Consider the following 24,327-nt stretch of genomic DNA (forward strand, 5'->3'; position numbering starts at 1 on the left):
TCTCTAAGAATAGCCTAACAGCTTTTCACCGTCAAATAAAGCGGCAACGAGTCGATTTCGGCGTTTTCCAGACAGGGATAGGCTTTCCTATAGGGATCCAGAAGCGGTCGCTTTGCCTCCCGTTGTCTGATTTGGAAATTACTTCGGTGCTCCACTCCGAATATCCTCTACACGGGGACCCAATACTGAGGTTATGGAAAAGAGCGTGGGGGCCTTTCAGATCGCGAGTGCCTACATAGGGGTCACGATCGGGGCGGGTTTTGCCTCCGGCCAGGAAGTGCTCCAGTTCTTCACTTTTTTCGGCCTGAACGGCATCCCGGCCATCATCCTGGCCAGCATTCTTTTCGTATTCTTCGGCGCCGTGATCCTTGACCTAGGCAGAAGGCTTAACGCCACATCGCACCTTGAGGTGCTTCGTTATAGCGGCGGGAAGCACCTGAGCGTCCTCACGGACGCCGTGACCACCTTCTTCCTTTTTGGGTCCTTTTCGGCCATGGCGGCCGGCGCCGCCGCGGTGGTCTCACAGCAATTCGGTTTCCCCGCCGTCTGGGGAAGCGTGACGATGGTGGGGGTCAGCACCGTCACCGTTATCCTGGGTCTTAGGGCCCTGGTGTCGGCGTTGAGCTTCGTTGTTCCGCTCCTGCTCATCGTCGTCCTGGGAGTGGTGGCGGTGACCCTCGCCGCCAATCCCGTCAGCTTTGCCGGACTGCTCATCGTGAGCCAGCCCTGGAACGCCGTGGTTCCCTTCTGGGCGCTTTCCGCCCTGACCTACGTTTCCTACAATATCGTCATTGCTGTGGCCGTCCTGACCCCCCTGGGGGCCCTCGCCAAAAGAGGACGCGCTCTCACTCAGGGCGCACTGGCGGGTGGGATCGGGCTCGGCATCGGGCTGCTGGCCATCAACCTAGCCATAGTAGCGGTGCCTCAGGCCGGGGCTCTTCCCATCCCCATGGCCTTCATCGCGGCGATCATCTCCCCCTTCCTTGGCTTCATCTACTCCTTCGCGCTCCTGGCCGCCATCTACACCACGGCCGTGGGTGCGCTGTACGGATTTGCCGCCCGTCTGGCACCGGTGGAGAGCACCCGCTTTCGCCTCACGGCCCTAATCGCCGGCTCGGCGGCCCTGTTCGCGGCCCAACTGGGCTTTCAATCCCTGGTGCGCTACCTCTATTCCGCCGTGGGTATCGTCGGCATTATCCTCCTGGCTGGTCTTACCTATACCTTCATCAGGGAACGCTACCGGGAGTTGGTCCCCTAATATTCTGGCCCGGTCCATAAGGCCGCAAACAACGCCAGCAAAAACCCGAAACCCCGTCCCACAGGGGTGGGGTTTTAGGCGACTCCCGTCCACGAAACAGCCATCAACTGAAGTGATCCAAGCAACCAAAACACCAAGGCCTCCCGATCCCGGGAGGCCTTGTCTTAATCCGGTTTGGTGCGGCAGAGAGGATTTGAACCTCCACGAGCGTACTGCCCACTAGATCCTGAATCTAGCGCGTCTGCCATTCCGCCACTGCCGCACGGATGTCACTTTTGACAAACCCTATGATAGCACAGGACGATGGCCATTGTCAATGCGTCCTGGAGCGTCCGTGTTAACGGCGCAAGGGGCCCGTGGCGTTGTTGCAGGTCACTGCCTCGAAGGCGGTTGCCCGGTATCCCCACGCCCCGGCCTACCTGATCGGGTACCGGAAATTGAAATGCGAGCGGGTGACCCGGCGGAGCCGAAGGACGTAAAGCCCGGCGAAAACGGTGCCGGCGGCGGCGAAGACTATGGCTTCGGTGACCTGCGCGGGGTTCGGCAGGTGGGGGTGCGTCCCGACCCCGTAGTCCAGAAAGTCGTTTAGCACGAACCAGCCGATCACGATCAGCCAGAGCCGACGGGCGGGCCTGAGGATGGGGAGGAAGACTGCACCCTGGACGACCATACCTAGGTGGAAGATTATCAGCAAGTAGTTTTCCAGGGTGGCGGCCCCTCCAGTGAACAGGTGGTAGCCGGTGACCAGCACGGTCCAAGCCCCGTACTTGATCAGGCCCAGAAAGGTGATCGCCTCCAGCCAGGAAGTGGGACGGCCGCTCAACCGCAGGATGAGCACCAGGACAAACAGCGAAACCACCAGCGGGCCGTCCGGAATGAACGGCCACAAGCGCCACGGGGCAGCCGCCAGATGCCCGGCGTACCAGTAGTAACCGTATGCGGCGCCGGCCAGGTTGACGAGAATTAGGACCAGAACCATCCAGGTTCTGGAAAGGATGGCGCCGGCCAACTCCTTTGACTGTAAGAACACGTTGGAGACCTCACTTCCCGCTGACGGTGTTTTCCCAGGCGGGCCGCTTTTTGTTGCTCCGGGGAGTACTTTGACCGGCAAGCCACCGGAAAAGACGTTATTCGGGAATATTTGGTTCACCAGTGACGCGGCGGAGACGGTCAGGTTACTGGTCTGGTTATCACCGGACGCCTGCGCTATACCTTCAACCGGTCGATGATCATTTCCGCCACGCGTCTTCCGGAGAGGACCATACCCCCGAAAACAGCGCCCATCCGGTACCCGCCATGGACGGCGTTGGCGGCCATTCCAACCACGTACAGGCCGGGAAATATTTCGCTGGTGTTCTCCATGATCTGTGCCTCGCCAAGGTCGGCCCACATCGGCTTTTCACCCTGCACCTTCCCCGATGGGGTGTCGAGCTGTACCCCCGCCTTCCGGGCGAGGACGCCGACCACGGAAACATCGTGTCCGGTGGCGTCCACTACGAACTTTGACCGGGTGGCGATGGGATCCACGTGCAGCCCGCTGATCTCGACTGCGCTCCAGTTCAGCACCAGGCCCGACACCCGGTTGTTGTGCAGTACCACGTCCTCGACAGTCAAAAGGTTCATGATATTTGCTCCGGCCCGGCAAGCGCCCAGGGTGAGCGCGGCGACACATTCCACCGACGAGGCCGTGTAGTAGTTGTCCCGGTACTTCTTGATCGTGACCCCGAACTCTTCAAAAACAGGGCGAGCGGTTTCCTGGAAAACGATCTCGTTCATCATCGCGGCGCCACCCCACATCCCGCCGCCGACGCTCAGCTTGCGCTCGTAGACCGTGGTTTTGAGCCCGGCCCGGGCCAGGTAGTAGGCGGCCGTCAACCCTGACGGCCCCCCGCCGACGATTTCCACATCCACTTCCAGGCAGGAGAGCAGTCTGGTCACATAACTTTCGATGATGGCCCGGGAGATAATTGTTTCATCAAGCTTCATTAAGATAAACCCCCCATTAAATATTAGTTACATTCCAAGATTTATAGTTTTATTCTCTCTATACCTCGAATACGCTGTCATCCCTGCAAATCCTGCCGGATACTCTTATGTTGCCCGGGGACGTGACCGGGTTTTTTTGAACCGCTGCCAAAGAGAAGAGCAGGCAAACGGTGGTGAAATCATAAACGAGAAGATTGGTCGGCGAGAACCATGCCGAAGGGGGCGATGAGGTTTTGGTTTTCAGTATCCGGGATGAGTTCAATCCGTGCAATACCCGTGGAATTATGGTACGCTGTCGGCGAGGGATGGGCCGGTACAAGCATCAGTCCGAGTCAAGCACGGCTTTTGCGAATGAGAGATTCTTGGACGGGGGAGTGACCGTTGAAAATTCAGAGTGTCGACTTGCCGGGTATTGGGAAGAAGTACACCATCCGTTCGGCCGAGGGCCAGGTATTTGTGATCATCATCCACCTCACGGGGCGTCGGGAGATTTACTTCATGAACGATCCCGACGATGATGAGCCGGTAATGACCCTGGATTTGAACGATGAAGAAGCCCGCAAAGTGGGCGCGATTTTGCTGGGCGCCGACTACCAGCCGGTCAGCGAAGACCGTATGGAACTGCTGATGAAGACCTTGCTGGTGGAATGGATCAAGGTGAAGCCCGGCTGCGCGGTTGCAAACAAGAATATCAAGGAAGCCCGGGTCAGGACCCTCACGGGAGCGACCATCATCGCCATCCAGCGCCAGGACCAGATGATCGGCAGCCCCGACATCCAGGAGATGTTGCTTCCCGGAGACATCATTATGGCGGTCGGCAAGAGGGAACAGATCAAGGCTCTAGAGTCTCTGTGCAAAGGTCAGGTGGGATAGCTTATGCCCGAAAGTTGGCCCTTTTTGCTGGTCGGGGGCATAACGCTGTTCCTCTTTTTCATCCTTGGTTTCGCTTCCCGGAAGTTGAAGTTGCCCTCGGTCCTGGGGTTCATTCTCCTGGGTATCGCGCTTGCCGGATGGCTGGGCAAGAGCGGTGAAGCACTGCACTACATCGCCGAAATCGGCATCGTGCTGCTGTTCTTTATCCTCGGCCTGGAGTTCCCTCTGCAGCGGATGAGGGACATCTCCATCAGAATATGGCCGGCGGGGCTACTGGACGTTGTTCTGAATCTGGGTGTCGGCCTGTTGATCGCCCTCCTTTTCGGCCTGAACCTGGTCACCGCCATCCTGATCGGGGCGGTGGTCTACGCCAGCAGTTCTTCCATCACCCTCAAAATGCTGGAGGAAAAGAAGCGCCTGGCCAGCCCCGAGGCCGAGTTCATCCTGGCGCTGCTGATCTTTGAAGACCTGGTGGCGCCGGTCCTGGTGTCCTTTCTGGCCGGTGTGTACACGGGGGCGGAGATTTCTTTTCCGAGCCTGGGGTTTTTACTGGTCAAAATTCTGGCCATCACCGGGGGGGCGATTCTGATCGCCCTCTATGGTTTCCGCAAACTCAGCGTGTTCGTGGAGCGGTACCTGGAAGCGGACTTCATGCCCCTATTTACTATCGGTATCGCCTTCGCCTACGCGGGACTGGCGATGTGGCTCGGCCTGTCCGAAGTGCTGGGCGCCTTCCTCGCCGGGGTGATGCTGTCGGAAACGGGGCGGTCCAAGGAACTGGAACACCTGGTCATGCCGGTGCGTAACATCACGCTGCCGTTCTTCTTCTTCTGGTTCGGCACCACCATCTCCCTCGCTGAGGGCATTCCCATGGCGGGCCTTTTAGCCGTGCTGGCCGTCTGGTCCCTGATCGCCAAGGTGCTGGTGGGCTTCTACGGCGGGAAGATTTACGGCCTGAGCCCGCGGGCGTCGGTGCGCGCCGGCCTGTCCCTGGGGCAGAGGGGAGAGTTCTCCGCCATTATCGCTACCCTGGCGCCGCCGCAGTTGCGAGCCTTCTGCGGCATCTACATCCTGATTACCGCCTTCGCCGGGATATACATGTTCAACAAGGCCCCGAAGTGGGCCCGGTGGGTCAACGACCGGTTTTTCTGCAAGCCGGGGCCAGAGATCAAAGCGGAGAAGGCCTCTTAGGGTCAAGAATTCAGAATTCAGAAGTAAGTGGAGCGATTTGACCCTACGCTGCAAACATCTGTGTGCAAATATGGTAAGCAGAATACTTGGTCCAAGGCCGGACAATGAGTGGATTCTAGATTCTGAATTCTGGCTTCTAAAGTTAGCGGCATCCGGTGCCGGGCGTCGTCCGGCTTCCAGGAAGCGGTATAATGTGGGATATTTTCTTCATCCGCCGAGTATGATACAATCGTAACATACCGGGATTGAGTGCGGTCACCGGCGAGTGGCTTCCGGTGGATTTTGGGGAGGTCGATCATGCGCGTCGCCATGCTGTCACCGATCGCCTGGAGAACGCCGCCGCGTCATTACGGCCCCTGGGAGAGAGTGGTTTCGCTTCTGACCGAGGGGCTGGTGGCCCGGGGCGTCGACGTGACCCTGTTCGCCACGGCCGATTCCCGGACCGGCGGCCGGTTGCGGGCGGTCTGCAATGCAGGTTACGAAGAGGACCCGACGGTTGACCCGAAGGTCTGGGAATGCCTCCACATTGCCGAAGTCTTCGAAGCGGCCGCCGACTTTGACCTGATTCACAACCATTTCGATTTTTTGCCGCTGAGTTACAGCGGCCTGGTAACAACCCCGGTGATCACCACCATCCACGGCTTCTCGTCGCCGGCCATCATGCCCGTATACAAAAAATACAACCGGAGGGTCCATTATGTTTCCATCAGCTGGGCGGACCGGTCCCCGGAGTTAGACTACATCGCCACCGTGCACCATGGGATCGACGTGCGCGAGTTTACTTTCCGGGACCGGGCCGGGGACTACCTCCTGTTTTTTGGGCGGATTCACCCGGACAAGGGCACGCGCGAGGCCGTCGAAATCGCGCGGCGGACAGGACGGCGCCTCGTGATCGCCGGGATCATCCAGGACCGGGAGTATTACGAGCGGGAAGTGGAACCCCACTTAGACGGCGCGCGCGTGACTTACGTGGGCAGTGTCGGGCCGAAAGAGCGGGACCGGCTCCTGGGCGGGGCGTTTGCCCTGCTGCACCCAATCAACTTCGCCGAACCTTTCGGGCTTTCCGTGGTGGAGGCCCTGGCCTGCGGCACCCCGGTTGTCGCCTTCAACCGGGGCAGTATGCCCGAGTTAATCAACGAGGGAGAGACTGGATTTTTGGTTTCCAGTGTAGAGGAGGCCGCGGCGGCGGTGGAGAAGGTTCAATTAATCGACCGGGCGCGCTGCCGCCGGGAGGTCGAGCGGCGCTTCACTGCGGACCGGATGGTGGACGATTACCTCCGTGTATACGAACAGGTGGTCCAAGGCGGGCTGGAGGTGTGGAAAATCGGCGTGGAACAAAAAGGCTGTAAGGGGGTGCACAGATGACGGCTTCGGAGCGAAGGTGGTTCCCCGTGGCAGTAATCATGGCCGGGGGGGTAGGCACCCGGTTCTGGCCGTTGAGCACGGAGGACCGGCCCAAGCAGTTCCTGCAGTTGTTCGGTGAGCGTTCGCTCCTGCAGCAGACCCGCGACCGCCTGGCGGCGTTCGTGGCGCCGGAGCATACCCTGGTGCTCACCAACGAGCGATTCACCTACCTGGTGCGCGCGCAGCTTCCCGAGATTCCGGAGGCGAACATCATCGGTGAACCGGCCCGGCGGGATACGGCCGGCGCTGTGACCCTGGCCGCCCTTTTATGCCGCCGGCGCTTCGGCGACCCGGCAATGATCGTGCTGCCTGCCGACCACGTGATCCAACCGGTGGAGGAGTTCCAGCGGGTGCTGGCGTCGGCTCTGGAAGCCGCCCGGCGGGAAAAAGCCCTGTACGCTTTCGGCATCCCGCCGACCCACCCGGCCACCGGCTACGGCTATCTGGAGCGCGGAGAAAAGGTGCTCGACGACGGCGGCGTGGTGCACTACCGGCTGCTGCGGTTCAAGGAAAAGCCGGACGCCGAAACGGCCCGCGCCTACGTGGACAGCGGCCGGTTCTTCTGGAATAGCGGGATCTTCGTCTGGACGGCAGACACCATCCTGGAGGCGGTGCGAAAACACCTGCCCGGGCACCTGGGGGTGCTCGAACCCTTGGCCGCCCTCGACGGTTCTGATGACTGGACCACCGGGCTGCGGCGCCTGTTCCCGTTGCTGCCCGCGGTGTCCATCGATTACGGGGTGATGGAAAAAGCGGAAAACGTGCGGGCCGTGGCGGCCACCTTCTCTTGGAGTGACGTCGGCGGGTGGACGGCCCTGGAACCCTTCCTGGAAAAGGACACGTCCAACAACGCCTGCCGGGGCCGGGTGCGGTCGCTGAAGGCAGGGTCCAACATCGTCTTCTGCGAAGATCCCGAAGAAACCGTCAGCCTGATCGGGGTACGGGACCTGATTGTGGTGCGGGCCGGCAAACAGACCCTGGTCGTACCCAGGCAACGGGCCGAGGAGTTGAAGGAGTTGGCTGAACCCAAGAAACGTACGGTATGCTTCAAGGCGTACGACATCAGGGGCCGGGTTCCGGACGATTTGAACGAGGACATTGCCTACGCCGTTGGACAGGCCTATACGGCGCTGTTCCGGCCGGCCCGGGTGGTGGTGGGCCGTGATGTGCGCCATTCGAGCCCGCCTTTGAGCCGGGCGCTGATCAGGGGCTTGACCGACAGCGGAGTGGACGTGCTAGATATCGGCCTTTGCGGCACCGAGCAGGTTTACTTCGCGACCTTTGACCTGGGGGTCGACGGCGGAATCATGGTCACCGCCAGTCACAATCCGGTGGACTACAACGGCATGAAACTGGTCCGGAAGGAAGCCCGGCCGGTGAGCGGCGATTCCGGACTGCGGGAGATGGAGGCGCTGCTGGCGGGCGGCGACCTGGCGGCCAGGCTCCCGAAGCGTGCGCGTCCGCCGGGCCGGGTGACCCGGGTGGAGATTATGGACCGCTACGTGGCCCACCTTCTGCGGTACGTGGACGTGTCCATCCTGAAACCGTACAAGGTGGTGTGCAACGCCGGCAACGGGGGGGCCGGGCTGGTGATCGACGCGCTGGAAAAGCACTTGCCCTTCCGGTTCAGCAAGTACTTCTTCGAACCGGACGGCACTTTCCCCAACGGCGTGCCAAACCCGCTGCTGCCGGAGAACCGCCGGGTGACTTCGGAAGCGGTCCTGCGGGAGGGGGCGGACATCGGCATCGCCTGGGACGGTGACTTTGACCGGTGCTTCCTCTTCGACGAGAAAGGAGCCTTCGTCGAGGGCTACTACATTGTCGGTCTCCTGGCGGGGCACCAACTGGCGCTTCATCCTGGGGCGAAGATCATTCACGATCCCCGGCTGACCTGGAATACAATAGAAATAGTACGCCAGGCGGGCGGGATACCCGTGCTGAACAAGACCGGGCACGCGTTCATCAAGGAGCGCATGCGCGCCGAAGACGCCGTTTACGGCGGCGAGATGTCGGCCCACCACTACTTCCGTGATTTCGCCTACTGCGACAGCGGCATGATCCCCTGGCTTTTGGTGCTGGAGATCATGAGCCGGACCGGGAAGCCGCTTTCGGAGTTGGTGGGCGAGCGGATGCGGCTTTTCCCCATCAGCGGAGAAATCAACCGGTCGGTGGCCGACCCTGCCGCGGTACTCGCCCGGGTGCGGGCTAGATATGAGCCCGAAGCGCTCAACGTGGACGAAACCGACGGGATCAGCCTGGAGTTTGAGCGTTGGCGTTTCAATCTGCGCCTGTCGAACACCGAACCCGTGGTCCGGCTGAACGTGGAGACGCGCGGTGATGAGGCACTCTTGAGGCAAAAAACTGCGGAGATACTGGCGGAAATGGACGGCCAAGGTTAACGGCAATCATTTTGGAAAAGGCGGTAGAAACAATGGCGCAGCGAGGCGCACTCTGCGTGGTGGCCACCCGGAGGGCCGAAATCAGGCAGGCCGATTCTTCGCGGGTGATCACCAAGCTCTTCATCCCGGGCAACGAAGACCGGGTACGCCGGATCATAGACCGTGTGCTGACCCTCTCTGAGGAGCAGGTGACCGTTTTACTGGAGCAGGTGATCGACGAGTTCGCCCACCGGCACCGGCGTTTCCAGGCCGTGCTGATGGATAACTACCGGGCCGTCGCCCGGTTCATCCCGGAGGGCGAGCCGCTTTCCGAAGCCCGGCAGTTGCTGCTGGGCGCGTACTTCACCAGCGAGTACTCGATCCAGTCCGCGGGGGTGCTCAACCCGTCCATCGTGCTGCACCCGGACCAGAGCGGCCTGCGGGAGGGCGAGGCCCGCTACCTGATGACCTACCGTTGCGTGGGGGAGGGGCACATCTCCTCACTGGAGTTTAGAAGTTGCGTGATTACCAGAGATTACGAGATCAAGGCCCGCCCGATCAGCCCCTTCCTGGAAACCCCGGAGGTGCTGCCGTGCGAAACCTTCAACAGGAGTCTTCTGCGGGCGCGGCTCATCCAGAGGGGGGCCTTCAGCAAAGCGGTCGAAAAGCTCGTTGACGAATTGCCTGAAGAGTTCACCCTGGGGGAAATGGAGGCGCTGGAGTCTCGGTTCGAAACGGAACGTACCCTGCCGAAACGCATCCGTGCCGAGATGCGCGATGTGCTGCAGTGGCTGCAGCAGTCCTGCTACCGGGTCCGGTTCCCGCTCGGCACCCGCATTTCGGGCCGGGTCATCTTCCCGGTGGTGGAGAACGAATGCCGGGGGATTGAAGACGCGCGCCTGGTGCGCTTCGTCGACGACGACGGCGAAGTGACCTACTACGCCACCTATACCGGTTACAACGGGTTTGCCATTGTCTCGAAGCTTCTGGAAACCAAGGACTTCCTCAATTTCAAGTCGGTCACCCTGACAGGTAAGGCCGCCCAGAACAAGGGGATGGCGCTTTTCCCGCGCCGCATCAACGGCCGGTACGCGATGCTCTGCCGGCGCGACAACGAGTGCAACTACATCGCCTTTTCGGATTCCCTGTACTCCTGGGACGAAGACGAACTCATCCGTGGGCCGGTCAGCCCCTGGGAGTTTATCCAGATCGGCAACGGGGGATCCCCGATCGAGACGCAGGCGGGATGGTTGGTATTAACCCACGGAGTGGGGCCGATGCGCAAATACTGCCTGGGGGCTGATCTTTTGGATCTGGACGACCCCTCCAAGCTGATCGGGCGCGCGACGGAGCCGATTTTGAGCCCGAACGAATATGAACGCGAAGGCTACGTGCCGAATGTGGTCTACACCTGCGGAGCGGTGGTGCACCACGACGAGCTGATCATCGCCTACGCCATGTCCGACTGGGCGTCCGGGATCGCCACGGTGCCGCTGGACATGTTGCTGAAAAGCCTGACATAGTCCGGGCGTAGGGCGGGAGACCTCGGAGGCGAACAAGGTGAAGAGGGACAGAACGTATGCCCGACCTTGAAACTTTGTCCATTTTATCTCGGAGGTGAACAAAGTGAAAAAGGACAGGCTGAACTCGGTAGCCATGATCGGGACTTACGTGCCTCGGAAATGCGGGATCGCCACCTTCACGCACAACCTGAGCGATGCGTTGGAGGCCGAGCTGGCGAACTGTCCGGTGGCCGTCGTGGCCATGGACGACACGGACAAGGGGTATCCTTACCCCAAGAGGGTGAAATTCCAAATCCGGCAATCCAGCCTACCGGACTACCTGCGGGCTGCCGAATACCTGAACGTGAACCAGGTGGACATCGCTGTCGTACAGCACGAGTACGGGATCTTCGGCGGCCGGAACGGCTGTCACGTGCTCCACCTGGTCCGGAACCTGCGCATGCCGGTGGTGACCACCCTGCACACCGTTCTCACCGAACCTTCAGAACAGCAAGGGTCGATCTTGCTGGAGTTGGCCGAGCATTCGGAACAACTGGTGGTTATGACCAACAAGGGCCGCGAGATACTGCGGAACGTGTACGGCATCTCCGATGACAAAATCACTTGCATCCCGCATGGCATCCCGGATTTCGCCTTCGTTGATCCCAGTTTCTACAAGGATACTCTCGGCATCGAAAACCGCACGGTGCTTCTATCCTTCGGGTTGCTGCATCCCGGCAAGGGCTTCGAGTTGGTGATCCAGGCCCTGCCGGAAGTGCTGAAGCGGCACCCCAACCTGGTTTACATCATCCTGGGGGCGACCCACCCGCACGTGATCAAGAATACCGGTGACGCCTACCGCCACGGCCTGCACCAGTTGGTCAACCGTCTGGGGCTTGAGTCCCACGTGCGCTTTGACAACAAATACGCCGACCAGGACGAGCTTTGCCGCTATATCGGGGCCGCCGACGTTTTTATTACGCCCTACCTGTCACCCTCCCAGATCACCTCCGGCACCCTTTCCTACGCCGTGGGCGCCGGTAAAGCGGTGATTTCCACCCCGTACTGGCACGCCAAGGAGTTGCTCGACAAGGGGCGGGGCCGGTTGGTGCCCTTCGGCGACGTGAACGCCATGGCCCACGCGATCATAGACGTCCTGGATAACGAGCCAGAACGGAACGCTATGCGCAAACGCGCCTACCAGTTCGGCCGCCGAATGGTGTGGAAGGAAGTGGCGCGACGTTACGTGGACCTCTTCGTCCGTGTGCTGGACAAGCCGATGAGCAGGCCGAGGGCTGCCCACGCCGACTACCCGACGCGAATGGTGGAGCAGCTCCCCATTTTGAACCTGCGGCACCTACAACTGATCACCGACGATACGGGGGTCCTGCAGCACTGCGCTTATACCATTCCCAACCGGGAACACGGTTACTGTACCGATGACCAGGCCCGGGCCCTGCTGGCCACTACCATGTGCTATGCGCAGTTCCAGAACAAGAAAGTGATCCCACTGATCCAGAAGTACCTTGCCTTTTTGTTTCACGCCTTCAATCGCGAGAACGGGCGTTTTCGGAACTTCATGTCCTACGATCGGCACTGGCTGGAGGCGGCCGGGAGCGAGGACGCCCACGGCCGTGCCCTGTGGAGCCTGGGGGTGGTGGTTCGGGACGGGCCCAACGAGGCAATCCGTTCACTGGCGACCCGGCTGTTCAACGAGGGCCTGGCAATGATCGAACCCTTCACTTCACCCCGAGCGTGGGCCTTTGCACTGGTGGGCCTCCATTCCTATTTGGAAGCCTACGCCGGAGACGCGGAAGCGCGCCGGCTGCGTGATCTCCTGGTGGACAGGCTGCACCGCGCGTTCAAACAAAATGCGGATGCGGGCTGGTTCTGGTGCGAGGACGTGGTGACCTACGACAATGCCAAGCTGCCGCACGCCCTCTTGCTTGCCGGCCGCCGGCTTCCTGATCCGGACGTCTTCAAGACCGGGCTCCGCGCGCTGGAGTGGCTGCTGGAACAGCAGACGGCCGAAACCGGTCACCTTTGCCTGATCGGCAACGCCGGTTGGTTGACCCGTGACGGTTACCGGTCCAACTTCGACCAGCAACCGTTGGACGCCATGGCGCTGGTGGAGGCCTGCATCGAGGCCTTTCGCGGCACCGGCGACTTCCGGTGGGTCAAGGAGGCGCGGCGGTGCCTGAACTGGTTTCTCGGTTTCAACGATCTGAACCTTCCTCTGTATGATTTCACCACCGGTGGCTGCTACGACGGACTCACCCCCCAGGGGGTGAACGCCAATCAGGGCGCCGAGTCCACCCTAGCCTGGCTGATATCCTTGCTGACCATGTTCGAGGTGGTCGGGCAGCAAGTGCCGATGGAGGAGAACGGAATCAACCATAACCAGCTTGTGGAGTGAATTTCACGGCGAAGCCGCACCGAGGGCGGTCCGGCGCGGCTTCTACCCAGGGAAGGAGATATTCAGTTGTGCTGGCAATATATTCCTGTAGCGCCCGGGTTGTGCACCACAGTAACAGTAATTGTGTAGCACGATAAGGATCTGCGGCTCCGGAACGTGACCTCCCAACTTCCTGCCCCCGGGGCTCCGCAAAAGATCGAGACTTACGGCGGTTACCGTCATGATGGCGAAAGTGTCTGTCGTGAAGTGGCGAGATAGAAGACAGGAGGATGATTTGATAGATTGTGCCGGCTTTTAGCTTGACACAAGTTTTTGGGGTAGATACCCGTATACAAAAAGCGTCCCGGTTTTCCGGAAACGCTTCTATTCGCGGGTTTTGGTGGGCCATCAGGGACTCGAACCCCGAACCTGACGATTAAGAGTCGCCTGCTCTAGCCAATTGAGCTAATGGCCCACGGTGTATGGTGGAGGGAGGAGGATTCGAACCTCCGAAGGCGTCGCCAGCGGATTTACAGTCCGCCCCCTTTGGCCACTCGGGTATCCCTCCATATATGTCTGTCGACAAATCTTATTGTAGCACGCCGGTTATGGAGTGTCAATAAATACGAGACCACGCGGGACCACGGCGCTCCCGGCTTGTGATATTATGACTGAAAAGGCGGTCCTGGAAAACCTCGCCGTTCGCGAGGGCCACGGACAAACACGCGCCGCCGGCGGAATCCGGTGTGCGCGCTTAGGCATAGGCCGCCGCCGAAGGCCTTGTAGTACCCGCTCTTGAACGGATAATCGACAATTAAGGATCGCAGACTAAGATTACCGGCAGGCCTTCGGCGCCAACCATTCCTGACAACTCGGTCGATCCAGGAAGAGACCCGAAGGTGCCCCGGGTTGCTGATCATATCCGGTCTGCCCCTGCCACGGGCCGGTTCGGGCACGCGGCATGGTCCAGGGTGCGCCGGCAGTATAGGAGTTGCTGCAATTGACGGCTGACGGAGAAAACCGTCACCACGAAGTCCGCCTGCTCCGCCGGTTGGCGGCGCTGCACGGCGTTCAGACCGGGTACCACGGTGTTACGGGCCGGTATGAAGAGGCGCGGCCGGAAGCACTGTTGGCGGTGCTCGCGGCGCTGGGGGCGCCGGTAAACGGGTTCCCCGACTTGCGCGATGCCATGCGGGAACGCCGGCAGGCCGTTTGGCGGCGCTGCTGCGAACCGGTGGTAGTCGGGTGGACCGGGGAACACATTCAGATGCATCTACGCTTGCCCGTCCGGGGGTCGGCGGGGCCGTTCCACTGGCGTCTGGAACTGGAGGGCGGGGAGGTGCGGCACTGGTCCGGCGACCTGGACCGTCTGCGGATATTGAAGAACGCGGCGGTGGCTGGTGTTGACTACGTGATCAGGCAGTTTGTCCTGCCCCCGGGGCTGCCATGGGGCTACCACCGGTTGACGCTGGTCCTTCCGACTGGGGTTTGGGAAACCTTGGTCATCGTCGCCCCGCGCGAAGCTTATCTTCCGCCGGACGGGGTGACGGGCCGGACCTGGGGGGTTTTTCTCCCGCTGTACGCGCTCCATTCGGAGCGGACGTGGGGCGCCGGCGACCTGGGGGCCCTGGAGGATCTTCTGGGCTGGGTGCGGGCGTCGGGAGGTAGCCTGGTTGGTACTTTGCCGCTCCTGCCCGCTTTTCTGGATGAACCCTTCGACCCGAGTCCGTATGCCCCCGTGAGCCGCCTTTTTTGGAACGAGTTCTACCTGGACGTCGGCCGGATTCCGGAATTGGAAAGCTGCCCGGCTGCCCGGGAGCTGATCGAGTCTCCGGTCTTCCGGGAGGAGATCGAAGACCTGCGGGCCGCACCGCTGGTGGATTACCGCCGCGGGATGGCGGCGAGGCGCCGGGTGTTCGAACTCCTGGCGCGCTGCTGCTTCAGCGGGGGGTCAGACCGGCAGGTTGCCCTGTGGCGCTGGGTGAAGGCGCACCCCGCAGTAAGGGATTACGCCCGGTTCCGGGCCGTGGCGGAGCGGCAGCGCGCCGGCTGGCCGGCCTGGCCCGAACGGATGCGGGACAGCGCCCTCCGGGAGGGGGACTACGACCCGGAGGCGGAGCGCTACCACCTGTACGTGCAGTGGCTGGCGCACGAGCAGTTCGAGGCCCTTTCGGCGCGGACCCGAAAGCCGGGGTCCGGGTTGTACCTGGATTTGCCGTTGGGGGTACACGGCGGCGGGTATGACACCTGGCGGGAGCGGGACGCTTTCGCCCTGGACGCGAGCGGCGGGGCACCACCCGACGCGTTCTTCACCGAGGGTCAGGAATGGGGTTTTCCGCCCCTGCATCCCGAGCGGATCCGGGAGCAGGGTTACCATTACTACATCGCGAGCCTGCGCCACCACCTGAGGCACGCCGGCGTCTTGCGGATCGACCACGTGATGGGGCTGCACCGGCTCTTCTGGGTGCCCCGGGGCCTGGGTGCCCAAAACGGGGTCTACGTGCGCTACCGCGCCCGGGAGTTCTACGCCGTCCTGGCCTTGGAATCACACCGGTACCGGACGCTGATCGTCGGCGAGGATCTGGGGGTGGTGCCCGGCTATGTGCGTAAAGCGATGGCCCGACACCGGGTGCAGCGGATGTACGTGCTGCCTTTCGAACACACCCCGGAGTCCCGCCGCCGGTTTAACGCCGTGCCGGCGGACTCCCTGGCCGCTTTGAACACGCACGACATGCCGCCTTTCGCCGGTGACTGGTTCCAGAAGGAGAACGTGGAGCAGGTGGCCCTGTGCCTTTCCCTGCACCACCAGGGCTGGCTCGTGGTCCCCCCGGACGAACCGGGGGCGGTGCTGCAGGCCTGTCTGGCCAACCTGGCGGCAAGCCGGGCCCGGATTCTCCTGGTTAACCTGGAGGACCTCTGGCTGGAGAAGAGGCCCCAGAATGTGCCCGGCACGGGCGTGGAACGCGGCAACTGGCGGCGCAAGGCGCGGTACTCGTTTGAGGAGTTCAGCCGGGAACCCGGGATCCTGGAGATACTCGGGGAGATCAATGCGCTGCGGAAGTAGGGGGTAGCCGCGCTGACCGGGGCCCCGGACCGGGGTTCGTCTGTAAGGGAGCTGTTCAGATCGGACCCATCCTGCTCAAACTGGCCGGGAGACAAGGAAACAGCGGTCCAGGTGCCGAATCATATGGCCGGTGATCACCCAGCCGAATGCGACCGCAGAATGGAAGTGGTTGATTGGCACCGCACGTAAGCTATTCGGAACGCCTGGACAAGCTTGTGGCCCGCCTGATCCCTTTGGTCGATTACCTGCGCGAGGTGATGGGAAAAGGGCTGACCGCGCAGATGGCCGAGTACGAGCAGTATGTTCAGGAGGTTCAGGCGATACGGGTTGAGTTTGACCCCTTGCAGCCGCCTCCCCATTTTGAAAAGTTGCACCGGTCTTTTGACCGGTTCTTGGACAGCCACGAGCGACTGACCCGTCATATCACGGGGATGCTGAAAACGACGGAACCGGCTTACGTGCAGGCACTGGCCGCTGAGTTTCCGCGGGTGGAAAAACTGGGCTCGCGGTTCTTCCAGGAGCGCTGGCGTTTCAATCAAAAATCCGGCGGCTGACCGGGGAACTCTTTGTCTTCCCCTGCCCTAAGGGCTTGGCTTGCGCGTTGCCTGACGTCAAAAAGCGGGTTCAGCGATTTCAGCCGAACCCGCGCCCTTGATCCTATTGGTCGGGATGGGGAGATTTGAACTCCCGGCCTCCTGCTCCCAAGGCAGGCGCGCTGACCAAGCTGCGCCACATCCCGTGACCATCCAAACTTCGTGAACAGTGCCTTTAATTATAGCACGTCGAAATCGCGGTAGCAAGAATCACGGCCTCCCGTTGCTGTTGGCCTCCCAGCCTCCCAACACTGATGCATACCCCTGTTTTCACCGTTCAATGCTTTCCCGAGGAATTTTCCTGGCATTTCATTCCGGTTGACCCTGACTTGATTTGCCGCTGTTGTGGTATACTTTAAGTACAGAACAAGCTGGCAAGGGGGGTGTGCGTTAGTGTTGACCACCACTATGCGGAAAATGATGCTGATGGGTATCGGGGCGCTGTCACTGACCAGGGACCGGGCGGAACAGTTGGTCAAGGAGTTGACCGAGAAGGGGGATGTGAACCAGGCGGAGGCCAAGTCTTTCGTGAGCGAACTCGTGCGCCGGGGGGAACAGGAACGGCAGGCCATGAAAAAGGCGATCCGGGGCGAGATGATGAAGCTGCGCGAGGACATGGGAGTGCTGAGCAAGCGTGATTTCGCCAGGGTCGAAGCGCGCCTGAAGCGCATCGAGGAACACCTGAACCTGCCGGCGGCCGTCACGGACGAGCCGGAGCAACAAGCCCGGCTGGAAAACAACCAGCCCACCTAAAAACCGGCATATTGAGGGTCATCCTCCGAGTATAGTATTGTATCAACCCCACAGGAGGATGGTCCCATGTTTGTGCGGGGCTTTGGGGTCCTGATCGCCCTCTGCATGGTGCTTCTGTTACCGCTGGGTGGCACGGCGGCCCAGGAAGCCGAGCCTCAGGAGAAGCCGCGATATACGCGCCAAATGCTGGTGATCGTGATCGACGGCCTGCAGGCCGACGCGCTGCAGAAGGCGCAGGCGCCCAACATCAACGGGGTGGCCGCCTCGGGTATCCGGATCAACGACTGTATCCCGGTCTGGCCGGGGGGGCTGGAGGCATCCGCCGCCTCGATCCTCACCGGAACCGGTGCCCGAACCCACCAGTTTCTCCAGGCGGGCGACAAGCTCAAACAGCCCACGTTGTTCGATTTGATCCGGCCAAGCAATCTGGCCGGCGGTTTCTTCGACGCCTCCGGCCGGCTTGACGGCTTGGCCGCCAATGCCGACTACCACCTGAAAATCAAGGGTGACGACAAACTGGTCGAGGCCGCCGTCAAGGAGATGGAGGGCAAGAAACCGTACCTGAGCGTCCTGGTTCTCGCCGACGCCAGAAAGGCCCTGGAGGAGTCGGGCCGGAGCAGCCAGGAGTACTACCGCGCGGTGAGCAACGCCGACAACCTGGTCGGGCGTTTGCTCCACTTCCTGCACCAGCAGGGCGTATACGAGCAGACTCTGATCGTGATCACCGGCACCGACGGGGAGCCGCCCCTGATTGTGAAGGGCGTGCAGTTCAAGGGCGGTGTGGTCCTGCCGCCGGCGGACCTGCTGGACATTGCGCCCACCCTGGCCTACATTCTAAACCTCAAAATCCCGGCCCCGGACGGACTGGTGCTCTGGAACGCCTTCGAGCCCGGGTCGCTCCAGAACGGGTTCTACCTTCTGGAACAGCGGATCAGGGAGTTGAGCCGGGCACAGGCCGAGTCGCAGCGGGCCATCCACCGGTTATGGGATGAAGGGGAAAAGGTCCGTGAAGAAAAGCAGGAACTCGAGGCCAAGGAGGCTGGCATCGCCCAGGCGATCCAGGAACGCGACCGGGAAATCGAGCGGCTGGAAAAGTCGGTCGATGCCCACCGGCACTTGATCGGCCTCTTGGTGGTCCTCTTCGGCTTCGGTTACGTGGTGGAATACCGCGTCCTGAAAAAACGGTTTCTCCTGTTCTGATGGGTCGGCCGGAAACGAGAGGGAGTGGCAGAGGGGGCTCCTGGTGCACAAGGGGGCCCCCCTCTCTGCTGGTGGAGCCCGCCCGGTATCCCGGCCGGACCCACCGCTGCGGAAAGCGAGCAGGGTAATTGCCATCAGGGCGCGAAACAGTTACAATCTTGGAGTCGAATAGAACACCGGTGAATAACCCCTGGTTTCAAACATCAGGCCTGGGAGTTGAAGTATTGATGGACAAACCGGGTACCACCGGCCGGGTGATCCCCGCCCTGGACCGGGCGCGCGAGATCAAGCCCTGCCCGCTCGGGGCGGGCGAGAGCTGCTGCCGGGTTTGCGCGATGGGGCCTTGCCGGGTAACGGAGTCCGGAAAGGGGGCCCGGGTGGGAGTCTGCGGGGCGACGCCCGACACCATCGCCGCCCGCAACCTGTGCCGGATGATCGCCGCGGGCACGGCCGCTCATTCCGACCACGCGCGGGAGGTGGTGCAGACCTTTTGCGCGGTGGCCCGGGGAACGGCCCCCGGGTTCGAGCTTTGCGACCGGGAGAAGCTCTCACGCCTGGCGGCGCAACTGGGGTGCGGCAAGGCGGAAGACCCCGCGGTGCTGGCGCGGGAAGTGGGCAAACTGTTCCTCGGCGAATTCGGTCGGCAGGAGGGGGAACTGGCGCTGGCCGCGCTCGCGCCTCCCCGGCGGCTGGAACGGTGGCGCCGCCTTGGACTGGTGCCCCGGGGCATCGACCGGGAGGTGGTGGAGAGCCTGCACCGGACCCACATGGGGGTCGACCAGGAGGCACTGCACCTGCTGCACCAGGGTACCCGCACCGCGCTGGCGGACGGCTGGGGTGGGTCGGTGATCGCCACCGCGGTGCGGGATGTCCTGTTCGGAACTCCCCGGCCGGTCCGCTCCCGGGTGGACCTGGGGGTGTTAAAGCCGGACTGCGTGAATATCGTGGTCCACGGCCATGAGCCCCTGCTGCCGGAGGTACTGGTCCGCTTGGCTGCGGACGGGGAAATGACCGCCCGCGCCCGCGCGGTGGGGGCGGCTGGGGTCAATATCGCCGGAATGTGCTGCACGGCGAATGAAATCTTGATGCGGCACGACGTGCCGGTCGCCAGCCACTTCCTGCAGCAGGAACTGGCGATCATCACCGGGGCCGTGGAACTGATGCTGGTGGACGTGCAGTGCGTGATGCAGGGCCTGGCGGCGGTGGCCGCCTGCTACCACACCCGGCTGGTGACCACTTCGGAGAAGGCCCGGATCAAGGGCGCGCGCCACGTGGAGTTTTCGCCGGCGACCGCTCTGGACACCGCCCGGGAACTTCTTTATGCGGCGATAGACAACTTCCCGAACCGCCGGCGGGTGGACATCCCGCCGCAGGCCGTCGAACTGGTGACCGGATTCGGGCAGGAGAGCATCCGCCACGCCCTGGGGGGCCGTTTCCGCGGTTCCTACCGGATGTTGAACGAAAACATCATTAACGGGTGGATCCGGGGGGTGGCCGGAGTGGTTGGTTGCACCAACCCCCGGGCCGCTTCCGGGGCGAGCCACGGGGTGCTGGTGCGGGAGCTGGTGGCAAATGACGTGCTGGTGCTGGTCACCGGGTGCGCGGCGCTGGCCTGCGCCCGGGATGGGCTGCTGGTGCCGGAGGCGGCCGACAGCGCCGGCCCGGGTTTGCGGGAGGTCTGCGAGGCGTTGGGGATTCCGCCGGTGCTGCACTGCGGCTCCTGCGTGGACAACAGCCGGATTCTGATGATGGCGGCCGAGATGGTCCGTGCGGGGGGCCTCGGGGAGGACCTATCGGACCTGCCGGTGGCCGGCTGCGCCCCGGAGTGGATGAGCGAGAAGGCGCTGGCTGTCGGCCAGTATTTCATCGGGAGCGGGATCTCCGTCGGCCTGGGCGTGTACTTCCCGGGCGCGGACAGCAAGGAGTTCGCCGCGCAGGTGTTCGAAGGGCTGACGCAAGACTACGGGGCGGCCTGGTTTTTCGAGCCTGATCCCCAAGCCTTGGCCCGGAAGATCCTGGCCCACATCGAGGAGAAACGCCGCGCCCTCGGCATCGAGGGCCGGCGGGAGCGCGTGTTGTACGACATGAAGATGAGGAGGCGTCTCGATGTCTAAAGCCATTGCGGCGGCGGCCATCAGGGGCGCGGCGGGGCTGGTGGCCCGGGCCGGGGAAGAACTGGCCGGGGCGCTCGATACATACGGTCCGGATCAGCGGGTGGGTTTTCCGAATACCGGGTATTATCTGCCGGTCATTTACGGGATCACCGGGCGGCGAGTGGGGCGGTTGGGCGACCTGGAACCGGTGCTGGAGACGGCCCGGGGACTGGTGCCGGCGGTGCCGGCGGAGCGGGTGTGGCTGCCCTACCTGGGCGGCGCCCTAGATGCGGGGATGGCTGCGCTGTTTGCCGCCGAGACCATCGAGGCGCTGCGTTACCTGACCGCGCCCGGCAGTTACACGGGCAAAACGGCGCCCTCACCCGGTGGCCTCTGGCTCGGGGCGGCGGACGACGCCGTCTTGAGGCGCCGGGGCCTGGAGTTCGTGGACGGCTCGGCTCCCGGGTTCGCTGTCTGCGTAGGGGCGGCGCCGTCGGATGAGGCCGCGGTGCGCCTGGCCCGTGAATGCCAGGAGAAGAACCTGTACGTGTTCATGTGCGCGTCGTCCGGGGGGCGGAGCATGGCCGAACAACTGGCGGCGCGGGGGGTCCAGATGGGTTGGGAGACCCGCCTGGTGCCCTTCGGTGCCGACGTGACGGCCACCGTGTTCGCCCTCGGATTTGCGGTGCGGGTGGCGCTTTCCTTCGGCGGGGTGGCTCCGGGGGACTATGCCCGGCTCCTGTCCTACACCACCAATCGGGTGTTCGCCTTCGTGCTGGCCCTGGGCGAGGTCGACGACGAAAAGTGCGCTCACGCGGCCGGAGCGCTCAACTTCGGGTTCCCGGTGGTCGCCGACACGGACGTCCCCGAAATCCTGCCGAGCGGCATCTGCACGTACGAGCACGTGGTGGCGAACGTGCCGTACGAAAGCCTGGTGAGCCGGGCCTGCGAGGTGCGGGGCTTGAAGATCACCGTGGACCGGGTACCGGTGCCCGTGGCCTTCGGCCCGGCGTTCGAAGGCGAAACCGTCCGGCGGGAGGATATGCACGTCGAGTTCGGCGGGCAGAAGACCCCGGGCTTCGAGCTGGTGCGCACTGCCGGCCCGGACACGGTCGAGGACGGAAGGATCACCTTGTCGGGGCCGGACGTGGACGCCGTCGAAGAAGGCGGCGCCCTGCCCCTGGGGATCGTGGTAGACATCTACGGGCGGAAGATGGAACCGGACTTCGAGCCGGTGCTGGAGAGGCGCCTGCACCACTACCTCAACTACGCGCAGGGTGTTTGGCACATCGGCCAGCGGGACGTGAACTGGGTCCGGATCAGCAAAGAGGCGTACGGGCGGGGGTTCCGGTTGCGGCATCTGGGGGTCATCCTGTATGCTAAGCTGAAATCCGAGTTCGCGAGCATCGTGGACCGGGTGCAGGTGCGCCTGTCCACGGAAGCGGGTGAGGTGACGGCTTGGCGCGGGGAAGCCCGGGAATACTACGCCCGGCGTGACGCCCGCCTGGCCGTGCTGAGCGACGAGAACGTTGACACCTTCTACTCGTGCACCCTCTGCCAGTCATTCGCGCCTACGCACGTCTGCGTGGTGCTGCCGGAGCGGGTGGGGCTTTGCGGTTCGGTCAGCTGGCTGGACGCCCGGGCGGCGCACGAGATCGACCCGCACGGCTGCAACCAGCCCGTTCCCAAGAAAGACGTTTTGGACGCGGCGGGCGGGGAGTGGGCGTCCTGCAACGAGTTCATCCGCACCCACTCCCGGGGGACCATTGAACGGGTCAAGTTCTACACAATCATGGACTCCCCGTTGACCTCGTGCGGCTGTTTCGAAGCGCTCGTGTGCATCGTGCCCGAGTGCAACGGGTTTTTGATCGTGAACCGGGAACACGCCGGGATGACCCCGGCGGGCATGACCTTTTCCACCCTGGCCGGCAGCATCGGGGGCGGGGTGCAGACCCCGGGGTTCATGGGTGTGGGCAAGGCCTACCTTGGCTCCAGGAAGTTCTTGAAGGCCGACGGAGGGCTCGCCCGGATTGTCTGGATGCCCGCCGCTTTCAAGGAACAGATGCGCCCGGTGCTCGAAAAGCGGGCCGCAGAGGACGGCCTGGGCGCGGACTTCGTGGACCGGATCGCCGACGAGACCGTCGGGGTGGAGGTGGAGGAGATCCTGGCCTTCCTGTATGAGAAGGAGCACCCGGCCCTGAGCCTCGAACCGCTCTTTTAAGAGGCCAAAAAGGTGTCAGACACCTTTTTGACTTCAATTTAAATCACGCTTCCGACAAGGGGTATCCCGCGTATGGCGTTAACCGGACTGGCCATCTACAAGCTTTTGCCGAAAACCAACTGCAAGGAATGCGGACAGGCCACCTGCCTGGCGTTCGCGATGCAGATCGCGGCGGGGAAGGCGGGATTGGACACCTGCCCGCACGTAAGCGCGGAGGCGCGGGAGACGTTGAGCGCTGCCTCGGAGCCGCCGGTGGCCCTGGTGCGGATCGGCGCCGGTGAAAACGCCCTCGAGATCGGCAACGAAACGGTGCTGTTTAGACACGACAAGCGGTTTGTGCACCCCACCGGGATCGGGATCATTGTCCCGGACACCCTGGATGACGGCGTGCTGGCGGAACAGATCGGCCGGGTAAACCGGCTCTCCTTCGACCGGCTGGGGCAGATTCACGGGGTCGACCTCCTGGCGGTGCGCCACGAATCCGGCGACCCGGAGCGGTACGTACGTGCCGTGCGCGCGGCGGCCGTGCACACGCCGTTAAACCTGGTGCTACTGTGCGCGGAACCAGGGACGGCGGAACGGGCGCTCGAGGCGGTGGGGGAGCGCAAGCCGCTTCTTCACGCCGCCCACGCAGAAAACCTGGAGGCGATGGTGGCGCTGGCTCGCCGGTACGACCTAGCCCTGGCCGTGCGAGGCCGAAACTTGGAGGAACTGGCGGAGCTCTCCGGACGGGCGGTCCAGGCCGGCCACAAGCAATTGGTGCTTGACTCCGGCGCCCGGGACGTGGGCCGGGTGCTGGCCGACCAGACGCAGATCCGGCGGCTGGCCGTGAACAAGCGCTTCCGCCCCTTCGGCTTCCCGACCATCTGCCTGGCCGCCGGTGAAAACGCCGTGCTGGACGCCGCTGTATACATCGGCAAGTACGCCGCGGTGGTGTTGCTGGAAACCGCCGACCCGGCCGACCTTCTGCCGCTCATCACCTGGCGGCTGAACGTGTACACCGACCCCCAGAAGCCCATCGCCATCGAGGCCAAGGTATACGAGGTCGGGAACCCTGGACCGGAGGACCCGGTGTTTTTGACCACCAACTTTTCACTGACCTACTTCTGTGTGCGTGGAGACGTGGAGGCGGCCCGAGTGCCGGCTTACATCCTTCCGGTCGACACCGACGGCACTTCGGTGCTTACCGCCTGGGCAGCCGGAAAGATGACCCCCGAAAAGATCGGGACTTTTCTAGAGTCATCGGGGATCACCAAACGCGTGCAGCACCGGCGGTTGATCATCCCCGGGGGGCTGGCGGTGTTGAGCGGTAAGTTGCGGGAAGTCACCGGGTGGGAGGTGCTGGTCGGACCGCGGGAGTCCGCGGCAATTCCGGCCTTTTTGAGGGAGTATTGGTCTCGCTAGGAGCAACCCTGC

Annotated in this window: 16 protein-coding genes and 4 tRNA genes; 14 read left to right on the plus strand and 6 right to left on the minus strand. The window is 62.8% G+C overall.

The features are described from left to right. Window positions 1-193 precede the first annotated feature (193 nt). Entirely contained in the window at window positions 194-1,258 is a 1,065-nt protein-coding gene (locus DAUD_RS04315) for a YkvI family membrane protein (RefSeq protein ID WP_012301956.1), read from the plus strand. Window positions 1,259-1,433: 175 nt separating this feature from the next. Here DAUD_RS04315 and DAUD_RS04320 read toward each other — a convergent pair. The 3 genes from DAUD_RS04320 to DAUD_RS04330 all read right to left on the minus strand — a co-directional run bounded on the left by DAUD_RS04320 (window position 1,434) and on the right by DAUD_RS04330 (window position 3,244). Further along, window positions 1,434-1,520: transfer RNA gene (locus tag DAUD_RS04320), tRNA-Leu, on the minus strand. Window positions 1,521-1,673: 153 nt separating this feature from the next. Further along, the gene (locus DAUD_RS11530) at window positions 1,674-2,288 is read right to left on the minus strand and encodes a DUF1405 domain-containing protein (protein WP_012301957.1); all 615 of its coding nucleotides are present in this window, start codon (window positions 2,286-2,288) and stop codon (window positions 1,674-1,676) included. A 176-nt stretch (window positions 2,289-2,464) separates the two neighbouring features. Continuing rightward, window positions 2,465-3,244, minus strand: a complete 780-nt coding sequence (locus DAUD_RS04330; protein WP_012301958.1) for a sulfide-dependent adenosine diphosphate thiazole synthase — start codon at window positions 3,242-3,244, stop codon at window positions 2,465-2,467. 381 nt (window positions 3,245-3,625) lie between these two features. On the opposite strand from DAUD_RS04330, the gene DAUD_RS04335 reads away from it, so the two are divergent. From DAUD_RS04335 to DAUD_RS04360, 6 genes are all read left to right on the plus strand, one after another. After that, complete coding sequence (locus DAUD_RS04335; protein ID WP_012301959.1) at window positions 3,626-4,117, plus strand: cation:proton antiporter regulatory subunit; 492 nt, start codon at window positions 3,626-3,628, stop codon at window positions 4,115-4,117. A 3-nt stretch (window positions 4,118-4,120) separates the two neighbouring features. Continuing rightward, entirely contained in the window at window positions 4,121-5,308 is a 1,188-nt protein-coding gene (locus DAUD_RS04340) for a cation:proton antiporter (protein ID WP_012301960.1), read from the plus strand. A gap of 297 nt (window positions 5,309-5,605) precedes the next feature. After that, entirely contained in the window at window positions 5,606-6,673 is a 1,068-nt protein-coding gene (locus DAUD_RS04345; protein WP_012301961.1) for a glycosyltransferase family 4 protein, read from the plus strand. A 26-nt stretch (window positions 6,674-6,699) separates the two neighbouring features. Next, entirely contained in the window at window positions 6,700-9,111 is a 2,412-nt protein-coding gene (locus DAUD_RS13240; RefSeq protein ID WP_278183785.1) for a sugar phosphate nucleotidyltransferase, read from the plus strand. 32 nt (window positions 9,112-9,143) lie between these two features. Continuing rightward, complete coding sequence (locus DAUD_RS04355; protein WP_012301963.1) at window positions 9,144-10,613, plus strand: glycoside hydrolase family 130 protein; 1,470 nt, start codon at window positions 9,144-9,146, stop codon at window positions 10,611-10,613. Window positions 10,614-10,716: 103 nt separating this feature from the next. After that, window positions 10,717-13,008 (plus strand): glycosyltransferase family 4 protein, encoded by a 2,292-nt coding sequence (locus DAUD_RS04360; RefSeq protein WP_012301964.1) that lies wholly within the window; start codon window positions 10,717-10,719, stop codon window positions 13,006-13,008. Between the two features lie 377 nt (window positions 13,009-13,385). Here DAUD_RS04360 and DAUD_RS04365 read toward each other — a convergent pair. Then, window positions 13,386-13,462 (minus strand) — tRNA-Lys (locus DAUD_RS04365). An 8-nt stretch (window positions 13,463-13,470) separates the two neighbouring features. Further along, a tRNA-Tyr gene (locus DAUD_RS04370) sits at window positions 13,471-13,555 on the minus strand. Between the two features lie 432 nt (window positions 13,556-13,987). Here DAUD_RS04370 and malQ point away from each other — a divergent pair. Then, a complete protein-coding gene (gene malQ / locus DAUD_RS04375; protein ID WP_012301965.1) occupies window positions 13,988-16,051 on the plus strand; it encodes a 4-alpha-glucanotransferase in 2,064 nt (687 codons plus the stop codon). Window positions 16,052-16,224: 173 nt separating this feature from the next. Further along, a complete protein-coding gene (locus DAUD_RS04380) occupies window positions 16,225-16,605 on the plus strand; it encodes a hypothetical protein (RefSeq protein WP_012301966.1) in 381 nt (126 codons plus the stop codon). A gap of 107 nt (window positions 16,606-16,712) precedes the next feature. On the opposite strand, the gene DAUD_RS04385 is transcribed toward DAUD_RS04380, so the two are convergent. Further along, window positions 16,713-16,790: transfer RNA gene (locus tag DAUD_RS04385), tRNA-Pro, on the minus strand. Window positions 16,791-17,037: 247 nt separating this feature from the next. Here DAUD_RS04385 and DAUD_RS11535 point away from each other — a divergent pair. The 5 genes from DAUD_RS11535 to acsC all read left to right on the plus strand — a co-directional run bounded on the left by DAUD_RS11535 (window position 17,038) and on the right by acsC (window position 24,315). After that, on the plus strand, window positions 17,038-17,397 hold the full coding sequence (locus DAUD_RS11535) for a phasin family protein (protein WP_049752568.1): 360 nt from the start codon (window positions 17,038-17,040) through the stop codon (window positions 17,395-17,397). Between the two features lie 66 nt (window positions 17,398-17,463). After that, window positions 17,464-18,597, plus strand: a complete 1,134-nt coding sequence (locus DAUD_RS04395) for an alkaline phosphatase family protein (RefSeq protein WP_012301968.1) — start codon at window positions 17,464-17,466, stop codon at window positions 18,595-18,597. 227 nt (window positions 18,598-18,824) lie between these two features. Next, on the plus strand, window positions 18,825-20,711 hold the full coding sequence (gene cooS, locus DAUD_RS04400) for an anaerobic carbon-monoxide dehydrogenase catalytic subunit (protein ID WP_012301969.1): 1,887 nt from the start codon (window positions 18,825-18,827) through the stop codon (window positions 20,709-20,711). Next, complete coding sequence (acsB, locus tag DAUD_RS04405; protein ID WP_012301970.1) at window positions 20,704-22,911, plus strand: acetyl-CoA decarbonylase/synthase complex subunit alpha/beta; 2,208 nt, start codon at window positions 20,704-20,706, stop codon at window positions 22,909-22,911. The genes cooS and acsB overlap by 8 nt, the downstream gene beginning before the upstream one ends. Before the next feature lie 72 nt (window positions 22,912-22,983). After that, the gene (gene acsC, locus DAUD_RS04410; protein WP_012301971.1) at window positions 22,984-24,315 is read left to right on the plus strand and encodes an acetyl-CoA decarbonylase/synthase complex subunit gamma; all 1,332 of its coding nucleotides are present in this window, start codon (window positions 22,984-22,986) and stop codon (window positions 24,313-24,315) included. The last annotated feature ends 12 nt before the right edge of the window (window positions 24,316-24,327 follow it).

Origin of the sequence: Candidatus Desulforudis audaxviator MP104C (genome assembly GCF_000018425.1) — a bacterium.
GTDB classification, from domain to species: Bacteria; Bacillota; Desulfotomaculia; order Desulfotomaculales; family Desulforudaceae; genus Desulforudis; species Desulforudis audaxviator.